The 22,351-nt window shown below is 61.9% G+C and carries 22 protein-coding genes; 13 read left to right on the top strand and 9 right to left on the bottom strand.

All coding sequences use genetic code 11. The features are described 5' to 3' along the window. Positions 1–17: 17 nt before the first annotated feature. From J3P91_RS23175 to dksA, 4 genes are all read right to left on the bottom strand, one after another. A complete protein-coding gene (locus J3P91_RS23175; RefSeq protein ID WP_305498777.1) occupies positions 18–2,972 on the bottom strand; it encodes a sensor histidine kinase in 2,955 nt (984 codons plus the stop codon). Next, positions 2,956–3,132: a hypothetical protein gene (locus J3P91_RS23170; RefSeq protein ID WP_003176118.1), complete on the bottom strand. Its 177-nt coding sequence runs from the start codon at positions 3,130–3,132 to the stop codon at positions 2,956–2,958. The genes J3P91_RS23175 and J3P91_RS23170 overlap by 17 nt, the downstream gene beginning before the upstream one ends. 78 nt (positions 3,133–3,210) lie before the next feature. Further along, on the bottom strand, positions 3,211–4,092 hold the full coding sequence (gene gluQRS / locus J3P91_RS23165; RefSeq protein ID WP_434601854.1) for a tRNA glutamyl-Q(34) synthetase GluQRS: 882 nt from the start codon (positions 4,090–4,092) through the stop codon (positions 3,211–3,213). A 233-nt stretch (positions 4,093–4,325) separates the two neighbouring features. After that, positions 4,326–4,769 (bottom strand): RNA polymerase-binding protein DksA, encoded by a 444-nt coding sequence (gene dksA / locus J3P91_RS23160; RefSeq protein WP_434571787.1) that lies wholly within the window; start codon positions 4,767–4,769, stop codon positions 4,326–4,328. Between the two features lie 337 nt (positions 4,770–5,106). Here dksA and J3P91_RS23155 point away from each other — a divergent pair, with 337 nt between their 5' ends. After that, the gene (locus tag J3P91_RS23155) at positions 5,107–6,279 is read left to right on the top strand and encodes a pyridoxal phosphate-dependent aminotransferase (RefSeq protein WP_434601853.1); all 1,173 of its coding nucleotides are present in this window, start codon (positions 5,107–5,109) and stop codon (positions 6,277–6,279) included. Continuing rightward, positions 6,279–7,037: a DNA/RNA nuclease SfsA gene (gene sfsA, locus J3P91_RS23150; protein WP_434601852.1), complete on the top strand. Its 759-nt coding sequence runs from the start codon at positions 6,279–6,281 to the stop codon at positions 7,035–7,037. The genes J3P91_RS23155 and sfsA overlap by 1 nt, the downstream gene beginning before the upstream one ends. On the opposite strand, the gene J3P91_RS23145 is transcribed toward sfsA, so the two are convergent. Continuing rightward, positions 6,993–7,310, bottom strand: coding sequence for a Rieske (2Fe-2S) protein (locus J3P91_RS23145; RefSeq protein WP_434601851.1), 318 nt, complete (start codon positions 7,308–7,310; stop codon positions 6,993–6,995). The two genes, sfsA and J3P91_RS23145, sit on opposite strands and share 45 nt — an antisense overlap. A 166-nt stretch (positions 7,311–7,476) precedes the next feature. Here J3P91_RS23145 and J3P91_RS23140 point away from each other — a divergent pair, with 166 nt between their 5' ends. The 4 genes from J3P91_RS23140 to J3P91_RS23125 are packed head-to-tail and all read left to right on the top strand — an operon-like array spanning position 7,477 to position 11,017. Beyond that, entirely contained in the window at positions 7,477–8,346 is an 870-nt protein-coding gene (locus J3P91_RS23140) for a heme/hemin ABC transporter substrate-binding protein (RefSeq protein WP_434601850.1), read from the top strand. A gap of 50 nt (positions 8,347–8,396) precedes the next feature. Further along, complete coding sequence (locus J3P91_RS23135; RefSeq protein WP_434605211.1) at positions 8,397–9,380, top strand: FecCD family ABC transporter permease; 984 nt, start codon at positions 8,397–8,399, stop codon at positions 9,378–9,380. Next, positions 9,380–10,147, top strand: coding sequence for a heme ABC transporter ATP-binding protein (locus J3P91_RS23130; RefSeq protein WP_434601849.1), 768 nt, complete (start codon positions 9,380–9,382; stop codon positions 10,145–10,147). The genes J3P91_RS23135 and J3P91_RS23130 overlap by 1 nt, the downstream gene beginning before the upstream one ends. 21 nt (positions 10,148–10,168) lie before the next feature. Beyond that, complete coding sequence (locus tag J3P91_RS23125; protein ID WP_434601848.1) at positions 10,169–11,017, top strand: ChaN family lipoprotein; 849 nt, start codon at positions 10,169–10,171, stop codon at positions 11,015–11,017. Positions 11,018–11,236: 219 nt separating this feature from the next. Here the strand turns inward: J3P91_RS23125 and J3P91_RS23120 are convergent, their stop codons facing one another. From J3P91_RS23120 to J3P91_RS23110, 3 genes are all read right to left on the bottom strand, one after another. After that, positions 11,237–11,509 (bottom strand): TfoX/Sxy family protein, encoded by a 273-nt coding sequence (locus J3P91_RS23120; protein WP_039593847.1) that lies wholly within the window; start codon positions 11,507–11,509, stop codon positions 11,237–11,239. A 212-nt stretch (positions 11,510–11,721) separates the two neighbouring features. Next, positions 11,722–12,063 (bottom strand): pentapeptide repeat-containing protein, encoded by a 342-nt coding sequence (locus J3P91_RS23115; protein WP_305498787.1) that lies wholly within the window; start codon positions 12,061–12,063, stop codon positions 11,722–11,724. Positions 12,064–12,153: 90 nt separating this feature from the next. Next, entirely contained in the window at positions 12,154–13,710 is a 1,557-nt protein-coding gene (locus J3P91_RS23110) for an AAA family ATPase (RefSeq protein WP_434601847.1), read from the bottom strand. Between the two features lie 116 nt (positions 13,711–13,826). On the opposite strand from J3P91_RS23110, the gene mrcB reads away from it, so the two are divergent. Genes mrcB through J3P91_RS23095 form a run of 3 tightly spaced genes read left to right on the top strand, consistent with a single transcriptional unit; the run spans position 13,827 to position 17,213 of the window. Further along, complete coding sequence (gene mrcB, locus J3P91_RS23105; protein WP_434571803.1) at positions 13,827–16,145, top strand: penicillin-binding protein 1B; 2,319 nt, start codon at positions 13,827–13,829, stop codon at positions 16,143–16,145. Between the two features lie 16 nt (positions 16,146–16,161). Further along, entirely contained in the window at positions 16,162–16,884 is a 723-nt protein-coding gene (locus tag J3P91_RS23100) for a tetratricopeptide repeat protein (protein ID WP_434601846.1), read from the top strand. Next, the gene (locus tag J3P91_RS23095; protein ID WP_434571806.1) at positions 16,884–17,213 is read left to right on the top strand and encodes a YqcC family protein; all 330 of its coding nucleotides are present in this window, start codon (positions 16,884–16,886) and stop codon (positions 17,211–17,213) included. The genes J3P91_RS23100 and J3P91_RS23095 overlap by 1 nt, the downstream gene beginning before the upstream one ends. A gap of 6 nt (positions 17,214–17,219) precedes the next feature. Here J3P91_RS23095 and J3P91_RS23090 read toward each other — a convergent pair whose 3' ends face one another. Further along, complete coding sequence (locus J3P91_RS23090; protein ID WP_434571808.1) at positions 17,220–17,642, bottom strand: DUF4124 domain-containing protein; 423 nt, start codon at positions 17,640–17,642, stop codon at positions 17,220–17,222. Between the two features lie 400 nt (positions 17,643–18,042). Here J3P91_RS23090 and J3P91_RS23085 point away from each other — a divergent pair, with 400 nt between their 5' ends. The 4 genes from J3P91_RS23085 to pssA all read left to right on the top strand — a co-directional run bounded on the left by J3P91_RS23085 (position 18,043) and on the right by pssA (position 22,311). After that, a complete protein-coding gene (locus J3P91_RS23085) occupies positions 18,043–19,767 on the top strand; it encodes an acetolactate synthase 3 large subunit (protein ID WP_305498794.1) in 1,725 nt (574 codons plus the stop codon). A 2-nt stretch (positions 19,768–19,769) separates the two neighbouring features. Continuing rightward, positions 19,770–20,261: an acetolactate synthase small subunit gene (gene ilvN / locus J3P91_RS23080; protein ID WP_003176102.1), complete on the top strand. Its 492-nt coding sequence runs from the start codon at positions 19,770–19,772 to the stop codon at positions 20,259–20,261. A 44-nt stretch (positions 20,262–20,305) separates the two neighbouring features. Continuing rightward, positions 20,306–21,322, top strand: a complete 1,017-nt coding sequence (gene ilvC, locus J3P91_RS23075; protein ID WP_003185459.1) for a ketol-acid reductoisomerase — start codon at positions 20,306–20,308, stop codon at positions 21,320–21,322. A gap of 143 nt (positions 21,323–21,465) precedes the next feature. Beyond that, positions 21,466–22,311 (top strand): CDP-diacylglycerol--serine O-phosphatidyltransferase, encoded by an 846-nt coding sequence (gene pssA, locus J3P91_RS23070; RefSeq protein ID WP_305498795.1) that lies wholly within the window; start codon positions 21,466–21,468, stop codon positions 22,309–22,311. Positions 22,312–22,351 lie beyond the last annotated feature (40 nt).

Below are 22,351 nucleotides of genomic sequence, written 5' to 3'. Positions count from 1 at the left end.
CGATTCTCTCGACGGTCTCAGTTCACAGCGGACGTCGCTTCGACATGACGCGGCAAGGTCACCCGGATACGGGTGCCGCGTTGGCTCTGAACATCGGCCGGGCTGTCGATGGTGATTTGTCCATAATGCTCTTCAACGATGGAATAGACCAGTGCGAGGCCCAGACCGGTGCCTTCGCCAGGATCCTTGGTGGTAAAGAAAGGTTCGAACAATCGATCCATGATGTTCTGTGGGATACCGCTGCCTTCGTCTTCGACGATCAGGTCGACCGTGTGTTCAAAGGCTTCGCTCTTGACCCGTACCGCGCTCCCGGCCGGCGAGGCATCGCGCGCGTTGGAAAGCAGGTTGATCAGCACCTGGGCGAGCCGTTGGGGATCGCCATCGACCCAATGATCGGGGTCGCACAGGTTGAAGAACTGCACTTCGAAATTGCGCCGGTTGAGTGCCAGCAGGCCAATGGCGTCCTGGGCGACTTCGGCCAGGCACACCGGTTCGTCGTTGTGCTGGTGGCCGCCGGCGTGGGCGAAACTCATCAAGGATTGGACAATGCGCGACACGCGCTTGGTCTGTTCGAGAATCTGCCCGCTGATTTCCGTCAGCTCACCGTCGTCCTCGCGTTCTTCGCGCAGGTTCTGCGCCAGGCAGGCGATGCCGGTGATCGGGTTGCCGATTTCGTGGGCCACGCCGGCGGCCAGTCGTCCGATGCTGGCCAGGCGCTCGGAATGGACCAGTTTGTCTTCGAGCATCTGGGTGTCGGTCAGGTCTTCCACCAGCAGCACCAGGCCGCTGTTGCCCGGCGCCAACGGCTCGTCGATCGCCGCCTTGTGCAGGTTCAGCCACCGGGTCTGGCCGTCGAGAGCCAAGTGCTGTTTGTGCAGGTGCTCGTCCGGCAGGTCGATGAAGCCTTGCAGCAAACCTTTCCACGGCTCGCCCAGGGTACTCAGGCGCGAGCCGACCACGCGCTGGGCGGCGATGCCGGTCAGCTCCTCCATGGCCTTGTTCCACATGAGGATTTCCTGGTCCTTGGCCAGCGAACAGACGCCCATCGGCAGTTCCTGCAGGGTCTGGCGGTGGTAGCGGCGCAAGGCGTCCAGCTCGGCGGCGAGGCCAGTGAGGCGCGAGTGGTAGTCCTCGAGGCGGCTTTCGATGAAGTGGATGTCTTCGGTCACGTAGTTTTCGCCGCCTGCCTTATAAGGCAGGAAGGTCTCGACCATGTCCTGGGCCACGCTGGGGCCCATCAGGCCGGACAGGTTGGCTTCGATCCGGTCGCGCAAGCGACGCAACGCGTACGGGCGACGCTCATCGAACGGCAGGTAAAGATCGCGCAGGGCCTGTTCGACTTCCTTTTGTGCGGCCTTGGCGCCCAGCGGCTTGGCCAGTTGCGTGGCGAATTCCTGGGGCGAGGCGGCATGCAGTTCCCGGCGTTGCGGGCGACGCACGTTATCCACGGCGCAGGCTTCGGCGGCGCTGGCTTCTTCACTGCTGGCGTTGGTGAACAGCGAAATCAGGGTGAACATCAGCACGTTCGCCGCCAGCGAGGCGATGGCTGCCATGTGCCAGCTGGTGTCGTCGAGCACGTAGATCATGTTCAGCAGCGGGATGTAGAACCCCTGCAGGTTGCCCAGCAGCGGCAAGAGCATGGCGACTAGCCAGACCAGGATCCCGGCCAGCAGGCCGGCGATAAAACCGCGGCGGTTGGCGGTTGGCCAATACAGGACCGACAGCACGCCGGGCAGGAACTGCAGGGTGGCGACGAACGCGACGATGCCCAGGTTGGCCAGGTCCTGCCCGTCGCCCAGCATCAGGTAGAAACCATAACCGGCCATGATGATCGCAACGATCAGCGCGCGGCGGGTCCATTTCAACCAGCGGTAGATATTTCCTTCCGCCGGCGGCTGGTAGAGCGGCAGCACCAGATGATTGAGGGCCATGCCCGACAACGCCAAAGTGGTGACGATGATCAGGCCGCTGGCCGCCGACAGCCCGCCGATATAGGCCAGCAATGCCAGGGCCTTGCTGTTGGCGGCAATGCCGATGCCGAGGGTGAAGTATTCCGGATTGGTGCTGGCGCCGAGTTTCAGACCTGCCCACAGAATCAGTGGCACCGCCAGGCTCATCAACAGCAGGAACAGCGGCAGGCCCCAGCTTGCGCTGACCAGTGAGCGCGGGTTGAGGTTTTCGGTGAAGGTCATGTGGTACATGTGCGGCATCACGATTGCCGAGGCGAAGAACACCAGCAACAGCGTGCGCCACGGGCCTTCCTGCAAAGGCGTATGCAGGGCGGCGAGGGCGGTCTGGTTCTGCAACAGCCAAAGCTCGAGCTGTTGCGGGCCATCGAACACGCCGTACAGCGCGTAGAGGCCGACGCCACCGATGGCGATCAGCTTGATCACCGATTCAAAGGCAATGGCGAATACCAGGCCTTCGTGTTTTTCCCGGGTGGCGATGTGCCGGGAGCCGAAAAAAATCGTGAACAGAATGATCAGCGCGCAGAAGCTCAGCGCTACTCGATGTTGCACCGGTTCGCGGGTCAGGATGCTGATGGAATCGGCCACGGCCTGGATTTGCAGAGCGAGCAGCGGTAACACGCCGACCAGCATGAAGATCGTGGTCAGCGCGCCGGCCCAGGTGCTGCGAAAGCGGAAGGCGAACAGGTCGGCCAGCGATGACAGCTGGTAGGTACGGGTGATCTTCAGGATTGGATAAAGCAACACCGGCGCCAGCAGGAAGGCCCCGGACACCCCAAGGTAGCTGGACAGGAAACCATAGCCATACTGATAGGCCAGCCCGACCGTGCCATAAAACGCCCATGCGCTGGCGTAGACCCCCAGCGACAGGGTGTAGGTCAGCGGGTGGCGGATGATCGCCCGGGGGATCATGCCTCGTTCGCTGATCCAGGCCACGCCGAACAGCACCGCCAGGTAGGCGGCGCTGATCAGGATCATCTGGGTCAGGCTAAAGCTCATCGGCATCTTTTTGGCTCTGCAGGATGAAGGTCACGACGATCAGGATCAGCCAGAGCAGATACGGCCGATACCAGGCACCCGTGGCATCGATCCACCAATCCATGATGGCCGGGGAGAACAGGTAGATCCCCACTACCAAAAGCAGGACCAAGCGATAGATGTACATCCCGGCCTCTCTTTGTTTATGCGCGTGCCCGAAAACGTGCGGCGATGGTAACGGATAGGCGGCAGGCTGCAAGGGCCGTCATGGTATTTGCGCTTCGGGCAGGGTGAGGACGCGCGGGATCTTGCTCGCATCCCAGTGCCGAATGCCCCAGGCCAGCAGTTCGCGGGGGCTGGCATCGCAGAGTTCCGGGCCCGGTTGCTGGCCCAGTGCGCGCAATGCCCGTAACAGCAGCGGCGTAGCCTGGTCCGCTGTCAGCGGCGGTGAACGATAGGATTTGCCGAGCTTGTGCCCGTCGGGCTGGGTGATCAGCGGCACATGCAGGTAACGCGGTTGTGGCAGCCCGAGGAGTTCCTGAAGGTAGAGCTGGCGTGGCGTGGAGTCCAGCAGATCAGCGCCGCGAACGATATCGGTGACGCCTTGCCAGGCGTCGTCCAGGACCACCGCCAGCTGATAGGCGTAGAGCCCGTCACGACGACGGATCACGAAATCACCGGCCTCACGGCCCAGATGCTGGCGAAATTCGCCCTGGACCCGGTCGGTGAAGTGATATTCAAGCTCGGGGACGCGCAGGCGGATGGCGGCGTCCTCGGTATCGTGGCCGGCGTTGCGGCATAGCCCCGGGTAAATACCCTGATACGGTTCCAGTTGCTTGCGCGAACAGGTGCAGGCGTAGGCCAGGCCTTGGCTGAACAAGCGATCGATGACCAGTTGATAGGCTTCATGGCGGTCGCTCTGGCGGACCATTTCGCCATCCCATTCAAAACCATAGGTTTGCAGCGCATTCAGGATCGCCGCTTGCGCGCCGGGCTCCTCCCGCGGTGGGTCGAGGTCTTCCATGCGCAACAACCAGCGCCCGCCGACGGCCCGGGCATCGAGGTACGACGCCAGGGCGGCGACCAGCGAGCCGAAGTGCAGGTGGCCGCTGGGGGTGGGGGCGAAGCGTCCGATGTAGGCAGTCATAAGGCGAATGTTACTGGGTCCGGGCAGGAGGAATGCAATCTCGACAACAAAGCCTATTCCTTGTGGGAGCGAGCTTGCTCGCGATAGCGGGGGATCAGCCAGCATTGATGCGTCTGACAGGCCGCTATCGCGAGCAAGCTCGCTCCCACAGGGGATGCACCAAAGCTTGGGGAAAGCATCGCAAACAAAAAACGGAGCGTATGAACGCTCCGTTTCGGTGACAGCCCCGGCGATTACTTGCCGACCTGTTTTTCCTTGATTTCCGCCAGGGTCTTGCAGTCGACGCACATGTCTGCGGTTGGACGTGCTTCCAGTCGCTTGACGCCGATCTCGACGCCACAGGACTCGCACCAGCCGTATTCTTCGTCTTCGATCAGTTGCAGCGTCTTGTCGATTTTCTTGATCAGCTTGCGTTCCCGGTCACGGGCGCGCAGTTCGAGGGCGAACTCTTCTTCCTGGCTGGCACGGTCGGCCGGGTCGGGGAAGTTGGCAGCGTCGTCCTTCATATGGTCCACGGTGCGGTCGACTTCCAGCATCAAGTCCTGTTTCCACTTGTTCAGGATCTTGGTGAAGTGCGCGCGCATCGGGGCGCCCATGTACTCTTCGCCCGGTTGTGGGATATACGGCTCAAACCCGCTGAGCGACTGATTTTGATTCTGCTTTGCTTGGGTGGGCATGAATGGACCGCCTCTACTCTTGTAATCCACTACGCAGGATTGCTCCATCACCGACACCTGCCGGCCCTGCGGCTGCAAGCGGGCGAACTTACCAGATCAAATCGGGCCGCGCTACTCCCGGTTGTCGAGCCTGCGGCGGCCGGGGCCTGTAAAACGTGGCCGGGTTCGCTTCGGTGGGGGTGCAATCCTGCTCAATGCTTGATTCTAGTCAAGCCTGGGCCAATCGCCGGAGCCATTTCCAGCGATCTACGGTAGGACCATTGTGTATTCCCGCTCGTTCCCGCACCGCTGCCCGAGTTGGGTAGAATCGGTTCTTTTTTCGTGAAGGAGGGCCCCAATGGCCCAGCCCTACAGCGCACGCAGCCGTGCCATCGAACCGTTCCATGTCATGGCGCTGTTGGCGCGCGCCAACGAATTGCAGGCTGCCGGGCACGACGTCATCCATCTGGAGATCGGCGAGCCGGACTTCACTACCGCCGAGCCGATCATCCAGGCCGGCCAGGCCGCCCTGGCGGCCGGCAAGACCCGTTACACCGCAGCCCGCGGCATTCCCGAGTTGCGCGAGGCCATCGCCGGCTTTTATGCGCAGCGCCACGGCGTCGACATCGATCCGCGGCGCATCCTGGTCACGCCGGGTGGGTCTGGTGCCTTGTTGCTGACCAGTGCCCTGCTCGTCGACCCGGGCAAGCATTGGTTGCTGGCCGATCCTGGCTACCCCTGCAACCGCCATTTCCTGCGCCTGATCGAAGGTGCTGCGCAATTGGTGCCAGTAGGGCCGGACGTGCGTTACCAACTGACCCCGGACCTGGTGGATCGCCATTGGGATCAAGACAGCGTGGGGGCATTGGTGGCGTCGCCGGCCAACCCGACCGGGACGATTCTCTCTCGGGACGAGTTGGCGGGGTTGTCCAGGGCAATCAAAGGCCACAATGGCCATCTGGTCGTCGATGAGATCTATCACGGCCTGACTTATGGCACCGACGCCACCAGTGTGCTGGAAGTGGACGACGATGCTTTTGTTCTCAACAGTTTTTCCAAGTATTTCGGTATGACCGGTTGGCGGCTCGGTTGGCTGGTGGCCCCTTCGGCGGCGGTCAGTGAGCTGGAGAAACTTGCGCAGAATCTTTACATCAGTGCGCCGAGCATGGCCCAGCACGCGGCCCTGGCCTGTTTCGAACCCGCGACCATCGAGATTTTCGAGCAGCGTCGTGCCGAGTTTGCGCGGCGTCGCGACTTCCTGCTGCCGGCGTTGCGTGGGTTGGGATTCGGCATCGCGGTGGAGCCCGAAGGTGCGTTCTATCTTTACGCCGATATCAACGCGTTCGGCGGCGATGCCTTTGCGTTCTGCCAGCATTTCCTGGAAACCGAACACGTGGCGTTCACGCCGGGGCTGGATTTCGGTCGGCACCAGGCCGGTCATCATGTGCGTTTTGCCTACACCCAAAGCCTGCCTCGGCTACAGGAAGCGGTGACGCGAATCGAACGTGGACTGCGGAGCTGGCGAGGCTGATGCGTTTTTCTCCTGTACTGGAAGAAGGTCGACTGATTCGACGTTACAAGCGTTTTCTCGCCGATATCGAGACCATTGACGGCGAACTGCTCACCATCCACTGCCCGAACACCGGCTCGATGCTCAATTGCATGGCCGAGGGCGCACGCGTCTGGTTCAGCCGCTCCAGCGATCCCAAGCGCAAGCTGCCAGGGACCTGGGAAATAGGCGAAACCCCTCAAGGCCGGTTGGCCTGCATCAACACCGCGCGAGCCAACCCCCTGGTTGAAGAGGCGCTGCGCGCGGGTGTCATCAAGGAGCTGAACGGTTTTGTCGGGCTGAAGCGCGAAGTCGCCTACGGCGTGGAGAACAGCCGTATCGATTTTCGACTCGACTATGCCGACCAGACCTCGGCCTGGGTCGAGGTCAAAAGTGTCACGCTGGGTTTCGATGCAACAAACGTGGCGGCATTTCCCGATGCGGTGACGCTGCGTGGCGCCAAACATCTGCGGGAACTGGCTTGTCTGGCCCGCGACGGCGTACGGGCGGTGCAGCTGTATTGCGTAAACCTGAGTGGCATCGACGCGGTGCGCCCGGCGCAGGAAATCGACCCGGTGTATGCGGCGGCGTTGCGTGAGGCGGTGGCCGCCGGGGTGGAAGTGTTGGCCTACGGGGTCACCTTGACGCCGGAGCAGATATGGGTGGATCGCCCGCTGCCGGTATTGCTTGAACCGCTACAGGTCGACCCAGATGCCCTGATCATCCTCCCGGCTGTCTAGCGCGGCCAGGAACTGCCCGGCGCAAGGGCCGGCGACGCATTCACCGCTTTCGATCAGGAACAATGCGCCATGGGTTGCGCACTGGATCAGGCTGGCGCTGGGGTCGAGGAACTGGTCAGGCTGCCACTCCAGCGGCACGCCGCGATGCGGGCAGCGGTTGAGATAGACGTAGGCCTGGCCTGCACGTCGCACGGCCAGGACCTTGCGCCCTTCAATGTCGAAGCCGCGACTGCTGTTGTCCGGTAACTCAGCGGCGGCGCAAAGGTATTTCATGTGGGTCTCGACATGTCTGTGAATCCTCCTGTGGGATTCATGTGGCATAGGTTCCGCGCTTGACGGTCAAATGAAAACAATTATCAAATGGCGCCTCCTTCACAGGTGACCGAGGATACGTCGCCAGGCTCGGCCCTGTGAAAAATTTCTCTGAGGAAGCTATCCGATGCGCTTGAATTTCCGCGTTGCTGCGCTCTGTGTCGTCCTTTTGGCCAGCCAGGGAGCGCTGGCGGCCGATCTGCCGCAACGCTGGGTGAGCGCTGGGGGGGCCTTGTCGGAGTGGGTCAGTGCGCTCGGCGGTGAGTCGAAGCTGGTGGGCGTGGACACCACCAGCCAGCATCCCGAGTCGTTGCGAGCGCTGCCCAGCATCGGTTATCAGCGACAGCTGTCGGCGGAGGGCGTGCTGAGCTTGCGGCCGCAAATTCTGGTGGGTACCGAAGAAATGGGACCGCCGCCGGTGCTCGCGCAAATTCGTGCGGCCGGGGTGCCGGTCGAGTTGTTCTCGGCGGCGCCGAGCCTGGAGGCGCTTCAGACCAATCTGCGTCACTTGGGGCAGCTCTTGGGGGCCGAGACCAAGGCTGCGGAGTTGTTCGATGACTATCGACAACGGCTTTCCCAGCACGCCGTCCGCGTAAACGCAGCCCGGCTCAAGCAGAAGGCGCCTGGCGTATTGCTGCTGGTGGGCAATGCTGGCGGCAAATCGCTGATCGCCGGTAAAGGCACCGCCGCCGACTGGTTGCTGGAGCAGGCCGGTGGTCACAACCTGGCGACCCACAGCGGCTACAAACCGTTTTCCGTGGAAACCCTTGCCAGCTTGAATCCTGAAGTGCTGGTCTTCGCCGATCGAGCCTTGACCGGCCAAGAAGCGCGCGCCGCGCTGTTCAAGGAAAATCCGATCTTGTCCTCGACCCGGGCCGCCAAGAGTGGGCGTGTCATGGAACTGGACCCGACGCTGCTGGTGGGCGGATTGGGTCCGCGCCTGCCGCAAAGCCTGGTGAAGCTCACCGACGGTTTTTATCCGGTCAAGACCCCATGACTGCGCTGGTCAAGCCACGCACTTTATTCATCGGGCTGGGCCTGCTATGCCTGCTGGCGATCTGGTTGTCCCTGGCCTTGGGGCCGGTGAGCTTGCCGCTGTTCGATACCCTGCGCGCCGCCATGCGCCTGTCGGGCTTGCCGGTGGCTGCCGATGGCCTGGAACAGGCCGAACTGATCCTTGGCCAGATCCGCCTGCCGCGTACCTTGCTGGGGCTGGCGGTGGGCGGGGTATTGGCGTTATCCGGCGTGGCGATGCAGGGGCTGTTTCGCAACCCGCTGGCGGACCCGGGGCTGGTCGGGGTTTCCAGTGGTGCGGCGCTGGGGGCAGCGTTTGCCATCGTCGGCGGTTCGATGCTGGGCGGGCTGCCCGAAGCGCTGGGACCTTATCTTTTGTCACTGTGTGCGTTCCTTGGCGGGCTCGGGGTCACGGCGCTGGTCTATCGCCTCGGCCGGCGCAACGGTCAGACTCACGTCGCGACCATGCTTCTGGCCGGGATCGCCCTGACCGCGCTGTCCGGCTCGGCGGTCGGCTTGTTCACTTACCTGGCGGATGACGCGACCCTGCGCACCCTGACGTTCTGGAACCTGGGCAGCCTGAACGGCGCCACCTACGCGCGCTTGTGGCCCCTGCTGCTGGTCAGCGTCGGCGTGGCGATCTGGTTGCCGCGTCGGGCCCGTGCGCTCAACGCCTTGTTGCTCGGCGAGTCCGAGGCTGCGCACCTGGGCATTGACGTCGAACGGCTCAAGCGTGAGCTGGTGTTCTGCACGGCGCTGGGCGTTGGGGCCGCGGTGGCGGCTGCGGGCATGATCGGTTTTGTCGGGCTGGTGGTGCCGCATCTGGTAAGGCTGATGGCGGGCCCCGACCATCGCGTCCTGCTACCGGCTTCAATCCTGGCCGGGGCGAGCCTGCTGCTGTTCGCCGATCTGGTGGCGCGCCTCGCGCTGGCCCCGGCGGAATTGCCCATCGGCATTGTCACCGCGTTCATCGGTGCACCGTTCTTCCTGTATCTGTTGCTGCGGGGGCGTGCCTGATGCTGCGAGCGCATGACCTGCATATTCTCCGGGGCCGCAAAACCGTACTGGCGGACATCGACTTTCAGCTCAATCCCGGCGAAGTGCTCGGTGTGCTCGGGCCCAACGGTGCGGGCAAAAGTACGCTGCTGGCAGGCTTGTGTGGCGAGTTGCGTCCGGCCCGGGGTCAGGTCTGGCTCGACGACAGGCCCCTCGCCCAGTGGGGCGGCGCCGAGCGCGCCCGTCGTCTGGCGGTGTTGCCACAATCATCGACCCTGGATTTTGCATTCCGCGTGGAAGAGGTGGTCGGCATGGGGCGCCTGCCCCACCAGAGCGGCCAGGTGCGGGACGCGCAGATCGTTGAATCGGCATTACAGGCCGCGGATGCCACGCATCTGTGTGGCCGAAACTACCTGACCCTGTCCGGTGGCGAACGCCAGCGGGTGCACCTGGCGCGGGTGCTGGCGCAACTGTGGCCGGGCGAGGTGGGGCAGACGCTGTTGTTGGACGAGCCGACTTCGATGCTCGATCCCTTGCACCAGCACACCATTCTGCAAGCGGTGCGTGAATTCGCCGGTCGCGGCGCCGCGGTGCTGGTGATCCTGCATGACCTGAACCTGGCGGCGCGTTACTGTGACCGCCTGTTGCTGCTTGCGTCCGGCCGGCCGGTGGCCCTGGACACGCCCCGGCACGTGCTGCGCCCGGAGCCGCTCAAAGCGGTATTCGGCCTGGAAGTGCTAGTGCAGTCCCATCCGGAGCGCGGGCATCCGTTGATCATCGCCCGCTGAGGCAATCTGGAGGATGCAGATGTGCGCCTGTTCCTGATCCTGGCTTTGAGTGTGTTGACGGCTTGCCAAAGTATCGCGCCGCCTCCGGTCAACGGACGGATCCTTAACCTCCAAAATGGCCAGGCCCTCTCGTCGCCTACGTTGGTCGAGCGCTTGGCGAAGGCCTCGCGTGTCGTGGTCGGAGAGCAGCACGACAACCGCGACCATCATGTGTTGCAACGCTGGTTGCTCCAGGCCTTGGCCGAACATCGAGCCCAAGGCAGCTTGCTCTTGGAGATGCTGACGCCACAGCAGCAGCCGAAGGTCGACGCGGTTCGCCAGTTGCCAGCCTTGCCCAAGGATTTGCCCGGCGCGCTGGACTGGTCGCCGGGTTGGGATTGGAACCTGTACGGAGCCGTGGTGGAGTTCGCTTTGCCTCAGCCTTATCCGGTGCTGGCGGCCAATCTTGACCGCACGGAGATCCAGCGCATTTATCGTCAAATGCCTTTGGTGGACGGTGAGCGCTCCAATTGGTCCGTGGTGAAGGAAAAGCTGCTGGGACAGATCCGCGAGTCCCATTGCGGCCTGTTGCCGGAATCGCAGATGCCGGCGATGCTGGCGGTTCAGCAGCAGCGAGACCGGCGAATGGCGGAGCAGTTGCTCAAGGCGCCGACGCCTGCATTGTTGTTTGCCGGTGCCTGGCATGGGCGAAAAGACGTCGGCGTGCCGCTGCATGTGCGGGACCTGGGCGCCAACGAAGCGCCGGTTGTGCTGATGCTGGCCGAGGAGGGGAGCAACGTTACGTCGGCCATGGCTGATTATGTGTGGTACACCCCGGCCACCCTGCCTCAGGATTACTGCGCGCAGATGCGTGGACAACAAGGCAAGTGATATTCCGGGCAAAAAAAGACCCGGCAAAAGCCGGGTCAAATAACCGTGATTAGCCTGATGAGGAGATATCTGAGAGTCCGAACCAAGGGCTTTTCAAATATCGACCAGTCTCGCGACCGGATGTGGTAATCATAGCGATTCTCATTTCCAAGTCAAACAAAGTTTTTCGATTCGCCAAAAATAATGGGGCGGCGCAATGTGGGCGGCAAAAATCGTGCGTCAGGCTTTGTGGCGAGCCGAAATGGCATCCAGCTGTTTGTTGAGGGCTTCCTTGCGTTCAGCGGGAATATCGTTCCAATGCATGTCCATCAATGCGCCTTCGATGGCATACAGCAATACCTTTGATGCCCGGAACCCGCGAGTGCGAACGGCGCGATAGGCGTCCACCGCGCCGAGGCGGCGTAGATCCGAGGCGCTGTGGATGCCCACGGCATGCAGCCACTGGGCTGACGTCTTGCCCAGATTCTTCAGGTGTTGCAGTTCATCATTCATCGAGCCTCCTTGCGACGGCCGACTGGTGCAGTGGGCAAGCTTCTCAGGAGTGTAGCGGTCAGTAGGAAAAGCGTGATTGTTTGGTCGGAATCGACGCAAAACCTTCTAATGCATTACGCACGATAGGTGCAGAACGACAAACACGGCACGTCGTCCAGCGCAGGCGGGGGCGCTGGAGGTCTGTTCGATGCCGGGCCTCGGTTGCTTCAGGCTTAGCGGGTGCGGTAGCGCAGGCGTGTGCCGAAATTCATCGACATCAGGATCTCATCGGCCGACAGCTCGGGCGGGAAGTAGGCACCGGAAATCTGCGCGTGGGCGAGGCTCGCGCCTTCCAGCGACGAGTTACGAAAATCGACGCCGCGCAAATCGGCGGAACGGAAGTAGGCATCGGTGAAATCGACGTTGTCCGCGTTCAGTTCACGCAGGTCAAGACCACGGAAATCGCCGCCGCGCATGTCGATCGGCCCCTGAGGCCGTTCGCTGTTGAAGCCGGCGATATCGTCGTTGCGCAACAAGGCATAAAGCGGGGTGTCGAGAAGCTTGGGGTGGCTCATTTCATATCACCTGCTGGTTTTATGACGCCAGTATAGTGCCACTATTTGACGGCCGTGAAGCCGGGCGTCGCTTCACGGCCGAAATAATTCCTACAGGCCTGGCAAGCGTTGGCGGATCTGCGCGACCACAACATCCAGCGTGCCGCTTTCGTTGGTCTGAACCCGTTTGCTGCAAAGGATTTCCGCCGGGGTCAACGCTTCGCGGCCGGCCTGTTGGGCGGCGATGACGGCCAGGTTCGCGTCGGACGGGTCCTTCTGGTCCGCCTGGCGCTGGGCGAGCCGGCTTTCGACCACCGCTTGCGGCGCGTCGCAGTCGAGGATCAGGAACGGCGCGCCCGTGCCTTCGGCGATCCTGGCAGCGGCGTCACGCTGCTCACGCTTGAGGTAGGTGGCGTCGATTGCCACCGGGAAACCTGCGTGCAGGATCGCGTCGGCAATTTCATGCAGGCGGGCGTAGGTGGTGCAGCTGGCGTCGCTGCTATAAATGCCGGCCTGTGGATCGTTCGATACTTGCTGTTCGCCGAACAGGCGCTTGCGCTCCACGTCCGAGCGCAGGCGAATCGCGCCCAGGGCCTCTACCAGGCGCATGGCGACATGGCTTTTGCCCACGGCCGAAACACCATGGGTAATCGCCAGGAAGCGCGACGGGATGGTGCTGTAGCTTTCGGCCAGGTTGGCGTAGTTGCGGTACTGGCGCAGAGTCGTGGCGCGCTGCACCGGATCGGCTTCGGCGGGCATGCTGAACAGTGCGACCTTGGCGCGCACCAGGGCGCGGTAGGCCTTGTAGAAATTCAACAGCTCCAGGCCCTGGTAATCGCCCGTCAGCTCCAGGTACTGGCTGACGAACCGCCGCGCCAGTGACTTGAGGCCGCGGTCTTCAAGGTCCATCGCCAGGAACGCGGTGTCGGCGTAGACGTCGGTGAAACGGAACGGCTCGTTGAACTCGATGCAGTCGAAAATCACCACCTGGCCATCGATCACGGTGGCATTACCCAAGTGGATGTCGCCGTGGCATTCGCGGGTGAAGCCTTCGGTCTTGCGCTGGGCCAGCAGCGGCTTGAGGCGTTCGAAGCTGCTTTCGGCCCAGGCTTGCAGGGCTTCGAGTTGCAGCAGGTCAGCCTTGTCGCTGAGGAACGGACGGATCTGTTCGAAATTCTGCCGCACCGGCGCCATGACGCTGTCCGGCGTGCCTGCCGCGTTGTCGGCTGGCACCTTGGGCGTCGAAAGATGGAACTGGGCGATCTGCGCGGCCATTTCATCAATGTGCGCGGTGGTCAGTTCGCCGTTGGCCTGGAGCGTGCTGAGCAGTTGGCTCTGGGGAAACTGGCGCATCTTCAGGGCGTATTCGATGGCCGGACCATCACCGCCGAGGCTTGGCGCTTCGGCGCTGCCGGTAATCGGCAAGACTTCCAGGTAGAGGTCCTGGGTCAGGCGCTGGTTCAGGCGCAGTTCTTCAGCGCAAAAATGCTTGCGCGCGTCGAGGCTGGTGAAGTCGAGGAAGCCGAAATTGACCGGTTTCTTGAATTTGTAGGCGTAGTGCCCGGTGAGCAACACCCAGGAAATATGGGTTTCGATGACCTGGAACCCTTCGACGGGATGCGGGTAAAGGGCCGGGTTTTGCAGGGCAGCGATCAGTGATTGGCTCACGGGCGATCCTTCAGAGGCGGGAAAATTCAAGGCGCTCATTATGGCGGCAAGCGAGGCTAACGCAAACCTTGGCGGACGCATGTTGAACCACGCCAAAGTGCGTATAATCCGCCGCCATGACTCGTACCCGATCCCCCCGTACCCCCAAGAAACCTCCCGCCAGCCGCCTCCGGCCCTGGCTGGGCTGGGCCCTTAAACTGAGCCTGGTGGGCCTTGTCGTGCTCGCCGGTTTTGCCGTCTACCTCGATGCCGTGGTCCAGGAGAAATTCTCCGGCAAGCGCTGGACCATTCCGGCCAAGGTCTACGCGCGGCCGCTGGAGCTGTTCGTCGGACAAAAGCTCAGCAAGGAGGATTTCCTGACCGAGCTCGATGCCTTGGGTTATCGCCGTGAAAGCGTGGCCAATGGCCCGGGTGCAGCTTCGGTCAATGGCAACACCATCGACATCAATACTCGCGGCTTCCAGTTCTATGAAGGCATGGAGCAGGCGCAGCCGGTGCGGGTGCGTTTCTCCGGTGACTATGTGGCCGCGCTGACGGGCGCCAACAATGCGAGTCTGTCGGTGGTGCGCCTCGAGCCGCTGCTGATTGGTGGGTTGTACCCGAAAAATCTCGAAGACCGGATCCTGATCAAGATCGATCAGGTGCCGCCGTTCCTGCTTGAAACCCTGATCGCCGTCGAAGACCGTGATTTCTACCATCACTTCGGCGTCTCGCCCAAGTCGATTGCCCGGGCCGTCTGGGTCAATACCTCGTCGGGACACATGCGCCAGGGCGGCAGTACCCTGACCCAGCAGTTGGTCAAGAACTTCTACCTGACCAACGAACGCAGCCTGACCCGCAAGCTCACCGAAGCGATGATGGCGTTGTTGCTGGAGCTGCATTACAGCAAGCAGGAAATTCTCGAGGCCTACCTCAACGAGGTCTTTGTCGGCCAGGACGGCCAGCGGGCGGTGCACGGTTTCGGCCTGGCCAGCCAGTTCTTCTTCAGCCAGCCGCTGTCCGAGCTCAAGTTGCACCAGGTGGCGTTGTTGGTCGGCATGGTCAAGGGGCCGTCTTCCTACAACCCGCGTCGCAATCCGGAGCGCGCCCTCGAGCGGCGCAACCTGGTGCTGGACTTGTTGCAGCAACAAGGCGTGGCCACGGCCGAGCAGGTAGAAGCGGCGAAAAAGATGCCGCTGGGCGTGACCAAGCGCGGCAGCCTCGCGGACAGTTCGTTCCCGGGCTTCATGGACCTGGTCAAGCGTCAGCTGCGCGAAGACTATCGCGACGAAGACTTGACCGAAGAAGGCTTGCGCATCTTCACCAGCTTCGATCCGATCCTGCAGATGAAAGCCGAGGCCTCGGTCAATGACACCTTCAAGCGCCTGGCGGGGCGCAAGGGCTCTGACGAAGTCGAAGCGGCCATGGTCGTGACCAACCCGGAAACCGGCGAAGTCCAGGCGATGATCGGTAGCCGTCAGGCCAGCTATGCCGGTTTCAACCGGGCGCTGGATGCGGTGCGCCCGATCGGCTCGCTGATCAAGCCGGCGGTGTACCTCACCGCTCTGGAAAAACCGAGCCAGTACACGCTGACCAGTTGGCTCTCCGACGAGTCATTCTCGGTCAAGGGCGCGGACGGCCAGGTCTGGACGCCGCAAAACTATGATCGTCGTCCCCACGGCACGGTATTCCTTTATCAGGGCCTGGCGCATTCCTACAACCTCTCAACGGCTCGCCTCGGGCTGGAAGTCGGCGTGCCGAATGTGCTCAAGACCTTGGCGCGCCTGGGGGTGAACCGCGAGTTCCCGGCTTTCCCGTCGATGCTGTTGGGCGCCGGTGGCCTGACCCCGATCGAAGTGGCGGCGATGTACCAGACCCTGGCCAACGGTGGTTTCAATACGCCGATGCGTGGCATCCGCAGTGTGCTGACCGCCGACGGCGAGCCGCTCAAGCGTTATCCGTTCCAGATCCAGCAGCGTTTCGATCCGGCTTCCATCTATCTGATCCAAAGCGCCATGCAGCGGGTCATGCGTGAAGGTACCGGCAGCTCGGTCTATAACGTGCTTCCGCGGACGCTGACCCTGGCGGGCAAGACCGGCACCAGTAACGATTCGCGCGACAGTTGGTTCGCCGGGTTCAGCCAGGACTTGCTGGCGGTGGTCTGGCTGGGGCGTGACGACAACGGCAAGACGCCGTTCACCGGCGCCACCGGCGCATTGCAGGTCTGGACCAGTTTCATGCGCAAGGCCGACCCGTTGCCGCTGGACATGCCGCAACCGGACAACATCGTCCAGGCCTGGGTCGATTCACGCACCGGGCAGGGCTCCGACGCGAATTGCCCGGGCGCGGTTCAGATGCCGTATATTCGCGGCAGCGAACCGCCGCCCGGTGCGGCGTGTGGCGGCCAGAACCCAGCCGAATCGGTGATGGATTGGGTCAAGGACTGGGTGAATTAAGCAAAGAGGGTTTCAAGTGAACAAGTGGTTGATTCCAGCGGTAACCGCCGTGGCTTTGCTCAGCGGCTGCTCTACCGTACAGCGCGGCTCGATTCCGGTTGTCGACTCCGGTACCGCCGTTTCCAACAGCGAGCGGGTCTCGGCCAATGGCGGCTTCCGTCAGACGACCGTAAAGCGGCCGGTGCAGGGTGCTCAGACCCAGGCGATTCCCCAGGGTGATACGGGCGTCGTGGTGATGGTGCCCGGTGGTGGCGCTGCCACGTCGGCACCCATCAGCAGCACGCCGATCACACCGGGGCCGATCACGCCGGGTCCTATCGAGACTTCGCCGATCGACCAGGGCAGCTACAACGTGCCATCGACGCCGAGCAGCATTCCGTCGGCGAGCTCCGGTGGCTTGTCCGCCGATGAGCAACTGGATGGTCCGGTGCTGGCGCTGCTGACTACGGCCCAACAGCAGCAGGCCGGTGGTGACCTCAACGGCGCGTCCTCCAGCCTCGAGCGCGCCCAGCGTGTCGCGCCGCGCGAGCCTCAGGTTCTTTATCGGCTGGCCCAGGTACGCATGGCCCAGGGCGATGCGCCGCAAGCCGAGCAACTGGCGCGCCGCGGCCTGACATTCTCCAGCGGTCGGCCGGCACTCCAGGCAAGCCTGTGGGAACTGATTGCCCAGGCCCGCGAGAAACAAGGCGACTCCGCTGGCGCCGCACTGGCCCGTCAGAAAGCCAAGGTTTCACTCTGATGGATGTTCGTTTTCCCCAGATCGCCGATCAGTTGCTGTTGATCGAGCGCGAACTGCGCGTCCAGGGTTGGTGGAGCAGCGTTTCGCCTTCGGCCGAGGCGCTGGCGAGTGTCGAGCCGTTTGCGGTCGATACCCTGGATTTCGAGCAGTGGCTGCAATGGATCTTCCTGCCGCGGATGAAGGCGATCCTGGAAAACGACCTGCCACTGCCTAACGCCTCGGGCATCCTGGCCATGGCCGAAATGGTTTATGCCCAGCGGCCAGGGCAGGGCGCCGAGTTGCAGCGGTTGCTGGCGCAGTTCGACCAGTTGATCAGCGACGCCCGCTGACTTCCCTCACTGGCAGTGTTCTTCGATCTGCTTGCGGGTCTCATCGATGCGCTGGCGCCGCTCTTCATCCGTGAGCCGGCGCATTTCGCCTTCCACGTCTTCCCTGACCCTGGGGTTGTTCTGCAGTTGCGCCAGGTTAGTTCGGGCCTGTTCGCAGAACGCCTTGAGTTGGGCTTCCTGCTCGGCAACTTGCTGCTTTACCTGTTGGTCGATGGCTTTTTGATCGCCGACGACACCGCCGGTAACAGGTGCTGCCGGCTTGGGAGCGGGCGGTGCGGATCTGCCCACGGTTGTCGCCTCTACGCCTTGCGGCGGCTGGGCGCCGAAGTGGGTCACGCCCTGGGCGTCCACCCATTTGTAAATCTGGCCGGCCATGCTCATCGGGCTCAGGCCCGCCAGCAGGCAGGCCGTCAATAACATCGTTCGCATGCTGTTTCCTTGTCCTGGGTTGCGCAATTGAAGCTAACAGAGTAGCCGTTTAAAGGTTTTTTCTTGCGTTCTCATGTGCTTACTTCAATAAAGCACATTGACGACTTGACTTGCAGAGGGCGAAACAGAAGAATCCAAAGTCCGCTGTAGAGGGACTGCCAGAAGCAGACCCACTCGGCAGATCATGAGGCGCACATCCGCGCCGACCTGTTACACCCGCAACGCGTTACCTCGCGCTGGGTGGGAAAGGCCCGCAACACTTGGGACGATCCCAATACTTGCTCAGTCAGTGCTGACGTAGTCGGCGACCACCGTCGCTCATGCTCTGCCGAGAAGTAAACCTATTAAGACCCGTCCCCTTTTCGTGGGTCGGTATTCTGGCGTTTTAGAGGTGAACAACGTGGAGCTTTTATCTGGCGGTGAGATGCTCGTCCGCTTCTTGCGTGACGAAGGCGTCAAATATATCTACGGGTACCCCGGCGGTGCTCTCCTTCATGTCTATGATGCCCTGTTCAAAGAACCGGAAGTGACCCACATCCTGGTTCGCCACGAACAAGCGGCCACCCATATGGCTGACGGCTATGCCCGCGCCACCGGCAAGGCCGGCGTGGTTCTGGTGACATCCGGCCCTGGCGCCACGAACGCCATCACCGGTATCGCCACGGCCTACATGGACTCGATCCCGATGGTGATCATCTCTGGCCAGGTGCCCAGCACCATGGTCGGTACCGATGCGTTCCAGGAAACCGACATGATCGGTATCTCCCGGCCGATCGTGAAGCACAGCTTCATGATCAAGCACGCGTCGGAAATCCCGGAGGTCATGAAAAAAGCCTTTTACCTGGCTGAGTCCGGTCGTCCAGGCCCGGTCGTGGTCGACGTGCCGAAAGACATGACCAACCCGGCCGAGAAATTCGAGTACATCTATCCGAAAAAAGCCAAGCTGCGCTCCTACAGCCCGGCCGTACGCGGTCACTCGGGACAAATCCGCAAGGCCGCCGAAATGCTGCTCGCGGCCAAGCGCCCGGTCCTGTACTCGGGGGGTGGGGTCATCCTCGGTGGTGGCTCCGCGCCGCTGACTGAATTGGCAAAGATGCTCAACCTGCCGGTTACCAATACCTTGATGGGGCTTGGCGCCTACCCGGGCACCGACCGCCAGTTCATCGGCATGCTCGGCATGCACGGCAGCTACACCGCCAACCTGGCGATGCACCATGCCGATGTCATCCTGGCCGTGGGCGCACGTTTCGACGACCGGGTCATCAACGGCCCGGCGAAATTCTGCCCGAACGCCAAGATCATCCACATCGACATCGACCCGGCGTCCATCTCCAAGACCATCAAGGCAGACGTGCCGATTGTCGGTCCGGTCGAGAGCGTGCTGACCGAGATGGTCGCCATCCTCAAGGAAATCGGCGAGGCTCCGAACAAGGAGTCCGTGGCCGCCTGGTGGAAACAGGTCGATGAATGGCGCGGTGATCGTGGCCTGTTCCCGTACGACAAGGGCGACGGCAGCGTGATCAAGCCGCAGACCGTCATCGAGACCCTGTGCGAAGTGACCAAGGGCGATGCCTTCGTGACTTCCGACGTTGGCCAGCACCAAATGTTCGCGGCGCAATACTACCGGTTCAACAAGCCTAACCGCTGGATCAACTCCGGTGGCCTGGGCACCATGGGCTTCGGCTTCCCGGCGGCCATGGGCGTCAAGTTGAGCTTCCCGGACAACGACGTCGCCTGCGTCACCGGCGAAGGCAGTATCCAGATGAACATCCAGGAGCTGTCGACCTGCCTGCAGTACGGTTTGCCGGTGAAGATCGTCAACCTGAACAACGGTGTACTGGGCATGGTTCGCCAGTGGCAGGACATGAGCTACGGCAGCCGTCATTCGCATTCCTACATGGAATCGTTGCCGGACTTTGTCAAGCTGGTCGAGGCCTACGGTCACGTGGGCATCCGCATCACCGACCTGAAGGACTTGAAGTCCGGGCTTGAAGAAGCCTTCGCCATGAAAGACCGCCTGGTGTTCCTCGATATCCAGGTCGATACCAGCGAGCACGTCTACCCGATGCAAATCAAAGACGGCTCCATGCGCGATATGTGGCTGAGCAAGACGGAGCGTACCTAATCATGCGACATATTATTTCCTTGCTTCTGGAAAACGAACCGGGTGCTCTGTCTCGTGTAGTGGGCCTGTTCTCGCAGCGCAACTACAACATCGAAAGCCTGACCGTGGCGCCAACCGAGGACCCGACCCTGTCGCGTCTGACGCTGACCACCGTAGGTCACGATGAAGTCATCGAGCAGATCACCAAGAACCTGAACAAGCTGATCGAGGTGGTCAAGCTGGTGGACCTGTCGGAGAGCGCTCACATCGAACGCGAGCTGATGCTGGTCAAGGTCAAGGCCACCGGCGCCCAGCGCGCCGAGATCAAACGCACTACCGATATTTATCGTGGGCAGATCGTCGATGTCAGCGCCAGCGTCTATACCGTTCAGTTGACCGGTACCAGCGACAAGCTCGACAGCTTCATTCAATCGATCGGAACTGCCTCGATCCTGGAAACCGTACGCAGTGGCGTCACCGGGATTGCCCGTGGCGACAAAGTACTGAGCATCTAACCAAATTAGCGAATGGCCGGAATGGCCGGATATAGGGGAAATTCATGAAAGTTTTCTACGATAAAGATTGCGACCTGTCGATCATCCAGGGCAAAAAAGTCGCCATCATCGGCTACGGCTCCCAAGGTCACGCCCAGGCGTGCAACCTGAAAGATTCCGGCGTTGACGTAACCGTCGGCCTGCGCAAAGGCTCGGCTACCGTCGCCAAGGCCGAGGCCCACGGCTTGAAAGTCACCGACGTGGCTTCCGCCGTTGCCGCTGCCGACCTGGTCATGATCCTGACCCCGGACGAATTCCAGTCTGCCCTGTACAAGAACGAAATCGAGCCGAACATCAAGAAAGGCGCCACCCTGGCCTTCTCCCATGGCTTCGCGATCCATTACAACCAGGTTGTGCCGCGCGCCGACCTCGACGTGATCATGATCGCGCCGAAGGCCCCGGGCCACACCGTCCGTTCCGAGTTCGTCAAGGGCGGCGGTATCCCTGACCTGATCGCGATCTATCAGGATGCGTCCGGCAATGCCAAGAACGTTGCGCTGTCCTACGCCGCCGGCGTGGGTGGCGGTCGTACCGGCATCATCGAAACCACCTTCAAGGACGAGACTGAAACCGACCTGTTCGGTGAGCAAGCCGTTCTGTGCGGCGGCACCGTCGAGCTGGTCAAAGCCGGTTTCGAAACCCTGGTTGAAGCTGGCTACGCGCCGGAAATGGCCTACTTCGAGTGCCTGCACGAACTGAAACTGATCGTTGACCTCATGTACGAAGGCGGTATCGCCAACATGAACTACTCGATCTCCAACAACGCCGAGTACGGCGAGTACGTGACCGGTCCGGAAGTCATCAACGCCGAATCTCGCCAGGCCATGCGCAACGCCCTGAAACGTATTCAGGACGGTGAATACGCCAAGATGTTCATCAGCGAAGGTGCCACCGGCTATCCTTCGATGACCGCCAAGCGCCGCAACAACGCCGCTCACGGTATCGAAATCATCGGCGAGCAACTGCGCTCCATGATGCCGTGGATCGGTGCCAACAAGATCGTCGACAAAGCCAAGAACTGAGTCGCGACTTGATCGAAAAACGCGGCCCTGGCCGCGTTTTTTCGTTTGGGCATTGGCTTCTGGTATAAAGCTGCATCGTTTGCGGCCGAACCGTCGTCCCAGACGCCTGTCGAATTTTTTCACACCGTTGCAAGGTACTGTCCATGAGCGAACGTCCCGACGAGCCGAACCAGGCTCCTGACGCCGAAAGCCTGTTGCCCATCGATGAACACGTCGAAGAGGGCCATGACGCTGAAGGCCGTAAGGTCCGGCATCGTGGCATCTATCTACTGCCGAACCTGTTCACCACCGCGAACCTGTTTGCCGGCTTCTATTCCATCATCAGCTCCATGAGCGCCCAGGCGGCGCTCAGTGCTGGTGACAGTGCCGGGGCAAGCCGCTATTTCGCCCTGGCTGCCATTGCGATATTCGTCGCCATGGTGCTCGATGGCCTTGACGGGCGCGTGGCCCGCATGACCAATACCCAGAGTGCATTCGGCGCCGAATACGACTCGCTGTCCGACATGGTCGCGTTCGGTGTTGCCCCCGCGTTACTAGCGTTCGGCTGGGCGCTGGGCGACATGGGCAAGGTCGGCTGGATGGTGGCTTTCATCTATGTGGCCGGTGCCGCGTTGCGCCTGGCACGTTTTAATACCCAGGTCGGCACCGCTGACAAACGCTACTTCATCGGTCTCGCGAGTCCGGCAGCCGCGGGCGTGGTGGCCGGCGTAGTCTGGGCATTCAGCGACTACGGCATCCAGGGCTCGAAAATGTCGTTCCTGGTGGCATTGCTGGTGGCGGCGGCCGGGATGCTGATGGTCAGCAATATCAAATACAACAGCTTCAAGGAACTGGATCTGAAAGGTCGCGTGCCGTTTGTCGCGATCCTGGCTGTGGTGCTGGTGTTCGCCGTGGTCTTCAGCGATCCGCCGCGTATCCTGCTGCTGGTATTTCTCGCCTATGCTGCGTCGGGTCCGGTGCAATATTTGTTGCGTCTTCGCCGACGCTAAACGTTGCCTTAATCTAATTTCCCCCATACTCCGCAGTCTA

Source organism: Pseudomonas sp. Z4-7, assembly GCF_051131965.1.
Taxonomy (GTDB): domain Bacteria; phylum Pseudomonadota; class Gammaproteobacteria; order Pseudomonadales; family Pseudomonadaceae; genus Aquipseudomonas.
This window is presented reverse-complemented; position numbering and strand designations above follow the sequence as displayed.

Excerpts from the sequence above, each read along its gene's own strand:
- dksA (WP_434571787.1), bottom strand. The coding sequence starts at position 4,769 with ATGCCCACCCAAGCAAAGCAGAATCAAAATCAGTCGCTCAGCGGGTTT.
- J3P91_RS23090 (WP_434571808.1), bottom strand. The coding sequence starts at position 17,642 with ATGCGAACGATGTTATTGACGGCCTGCCTGCTGGCGGGCCTGAGCCCG.
- gluQRS (WP_434601854.1), bottom strand. The coding sequence starts at position 4,092 with ATGACTGCCTACATCGGACGCTTCGCCCCCACCCCCAGCGGCCACCTG.
- ilvN (WP_003176102.1), top strand. The coding sequence starts at position 19,770 with ATGCGACATATTATTTCCTTGCTTCTGGAAAACGAACCGGGTGCTCTG.
- J3P91_RS23140 (WP_434601850.1), top strand. The coding sequence starts at position 7,477 with ATGCGCTTGAATTTCCGCGTTGCTGCGCTCTGTGTCGTCCTTTTGGCC.
- J3P91_RS23170 (WP_003176118.1), bottom strand. The coding sequence starts at position 3,132 with ATGTACATCTATCGCTTGGTCCTGCTTTTGGTAGTGGGGATCTACCTG.
- J3P91_RS23130 (WP_434601849.1), top strand. The coding sequence starts at position 9,380 with ATGCTGCGAGCGCATGACCTGCATATTCTCCGGGGCCGCAAAACCGTA.
- J3P91_RS23175 (WP_305498777.1), bottom strand. The coding sequence starts at position 2,972 with ATGCCGATGAGCTTTAGCCTGACCCAGATGATCCTGATCAGCGCCGCC.
- J3P91_RS23145 (WP_434601851.1), bottom strand. The coding sequence starts at position 7,310 with ATGAAATACCTTTGCGCCGCCGCTGAGTTACCGGACAACAGCAGTCGC.
- pssA (WP_305498795.1), top strand. The coding sequence starts at position 21,466 with ATGAGCGAACGTCCCGACGAGCCGAACCAGGCTCCTGACGCCGAAAGC.
- J3P91_RS23155 (WP_434601853.1), top strand. The coding sequence starts at position 5,107 with ATGGCCCAGCCCTACAGCGCACGCAGCCGTGCCATCGAACCGTTCCAT.
- J3P91_RS23115 (WP_305498787.1), bottom strand. The coding sequence starts at position 12,063 with ATGAGCCACCCCAAGCTTCTCGACACCCCGCTTTATGCCTTGTTGCGC.
- mrcB (WP_434571803.1), top strand. The coding sequence starts at position 13,827 with ATGACTCGTACCCGATCCCCCCGTACCCCCAAGAAACCTCCCGCCAGC.
- ilvC (WP_003185459.1), top strand. The coding sequence starts at position 20,306 with ATGAAAGTTTTCTACGATAAAGATTGCGACCTGTCGATCATCCAGGGC.
- J3P91_RS23095 (WP_434571806.1), top strand. The coding sequence starts at position 16,884 with ATGGATGTTCGTTTTCCCCAGATCGCCGATCAGTTGCTGTTGATCGAG.
- J3P91_RS23120 (WP_039593847.1), bottom strand. The coding sequence starts at position 11,509 with ATGAATGATGAACTGCAACACCTGAAGAATCTGGGCAAGACGTCAGCC.
- sfsA (WP_434601852.1), top strand. The coding sequence starts at position 6,279 with ATGCGTTTTTCTCCTGTACTGGAAGAAGGTCGACTGATTCGACGTTAC.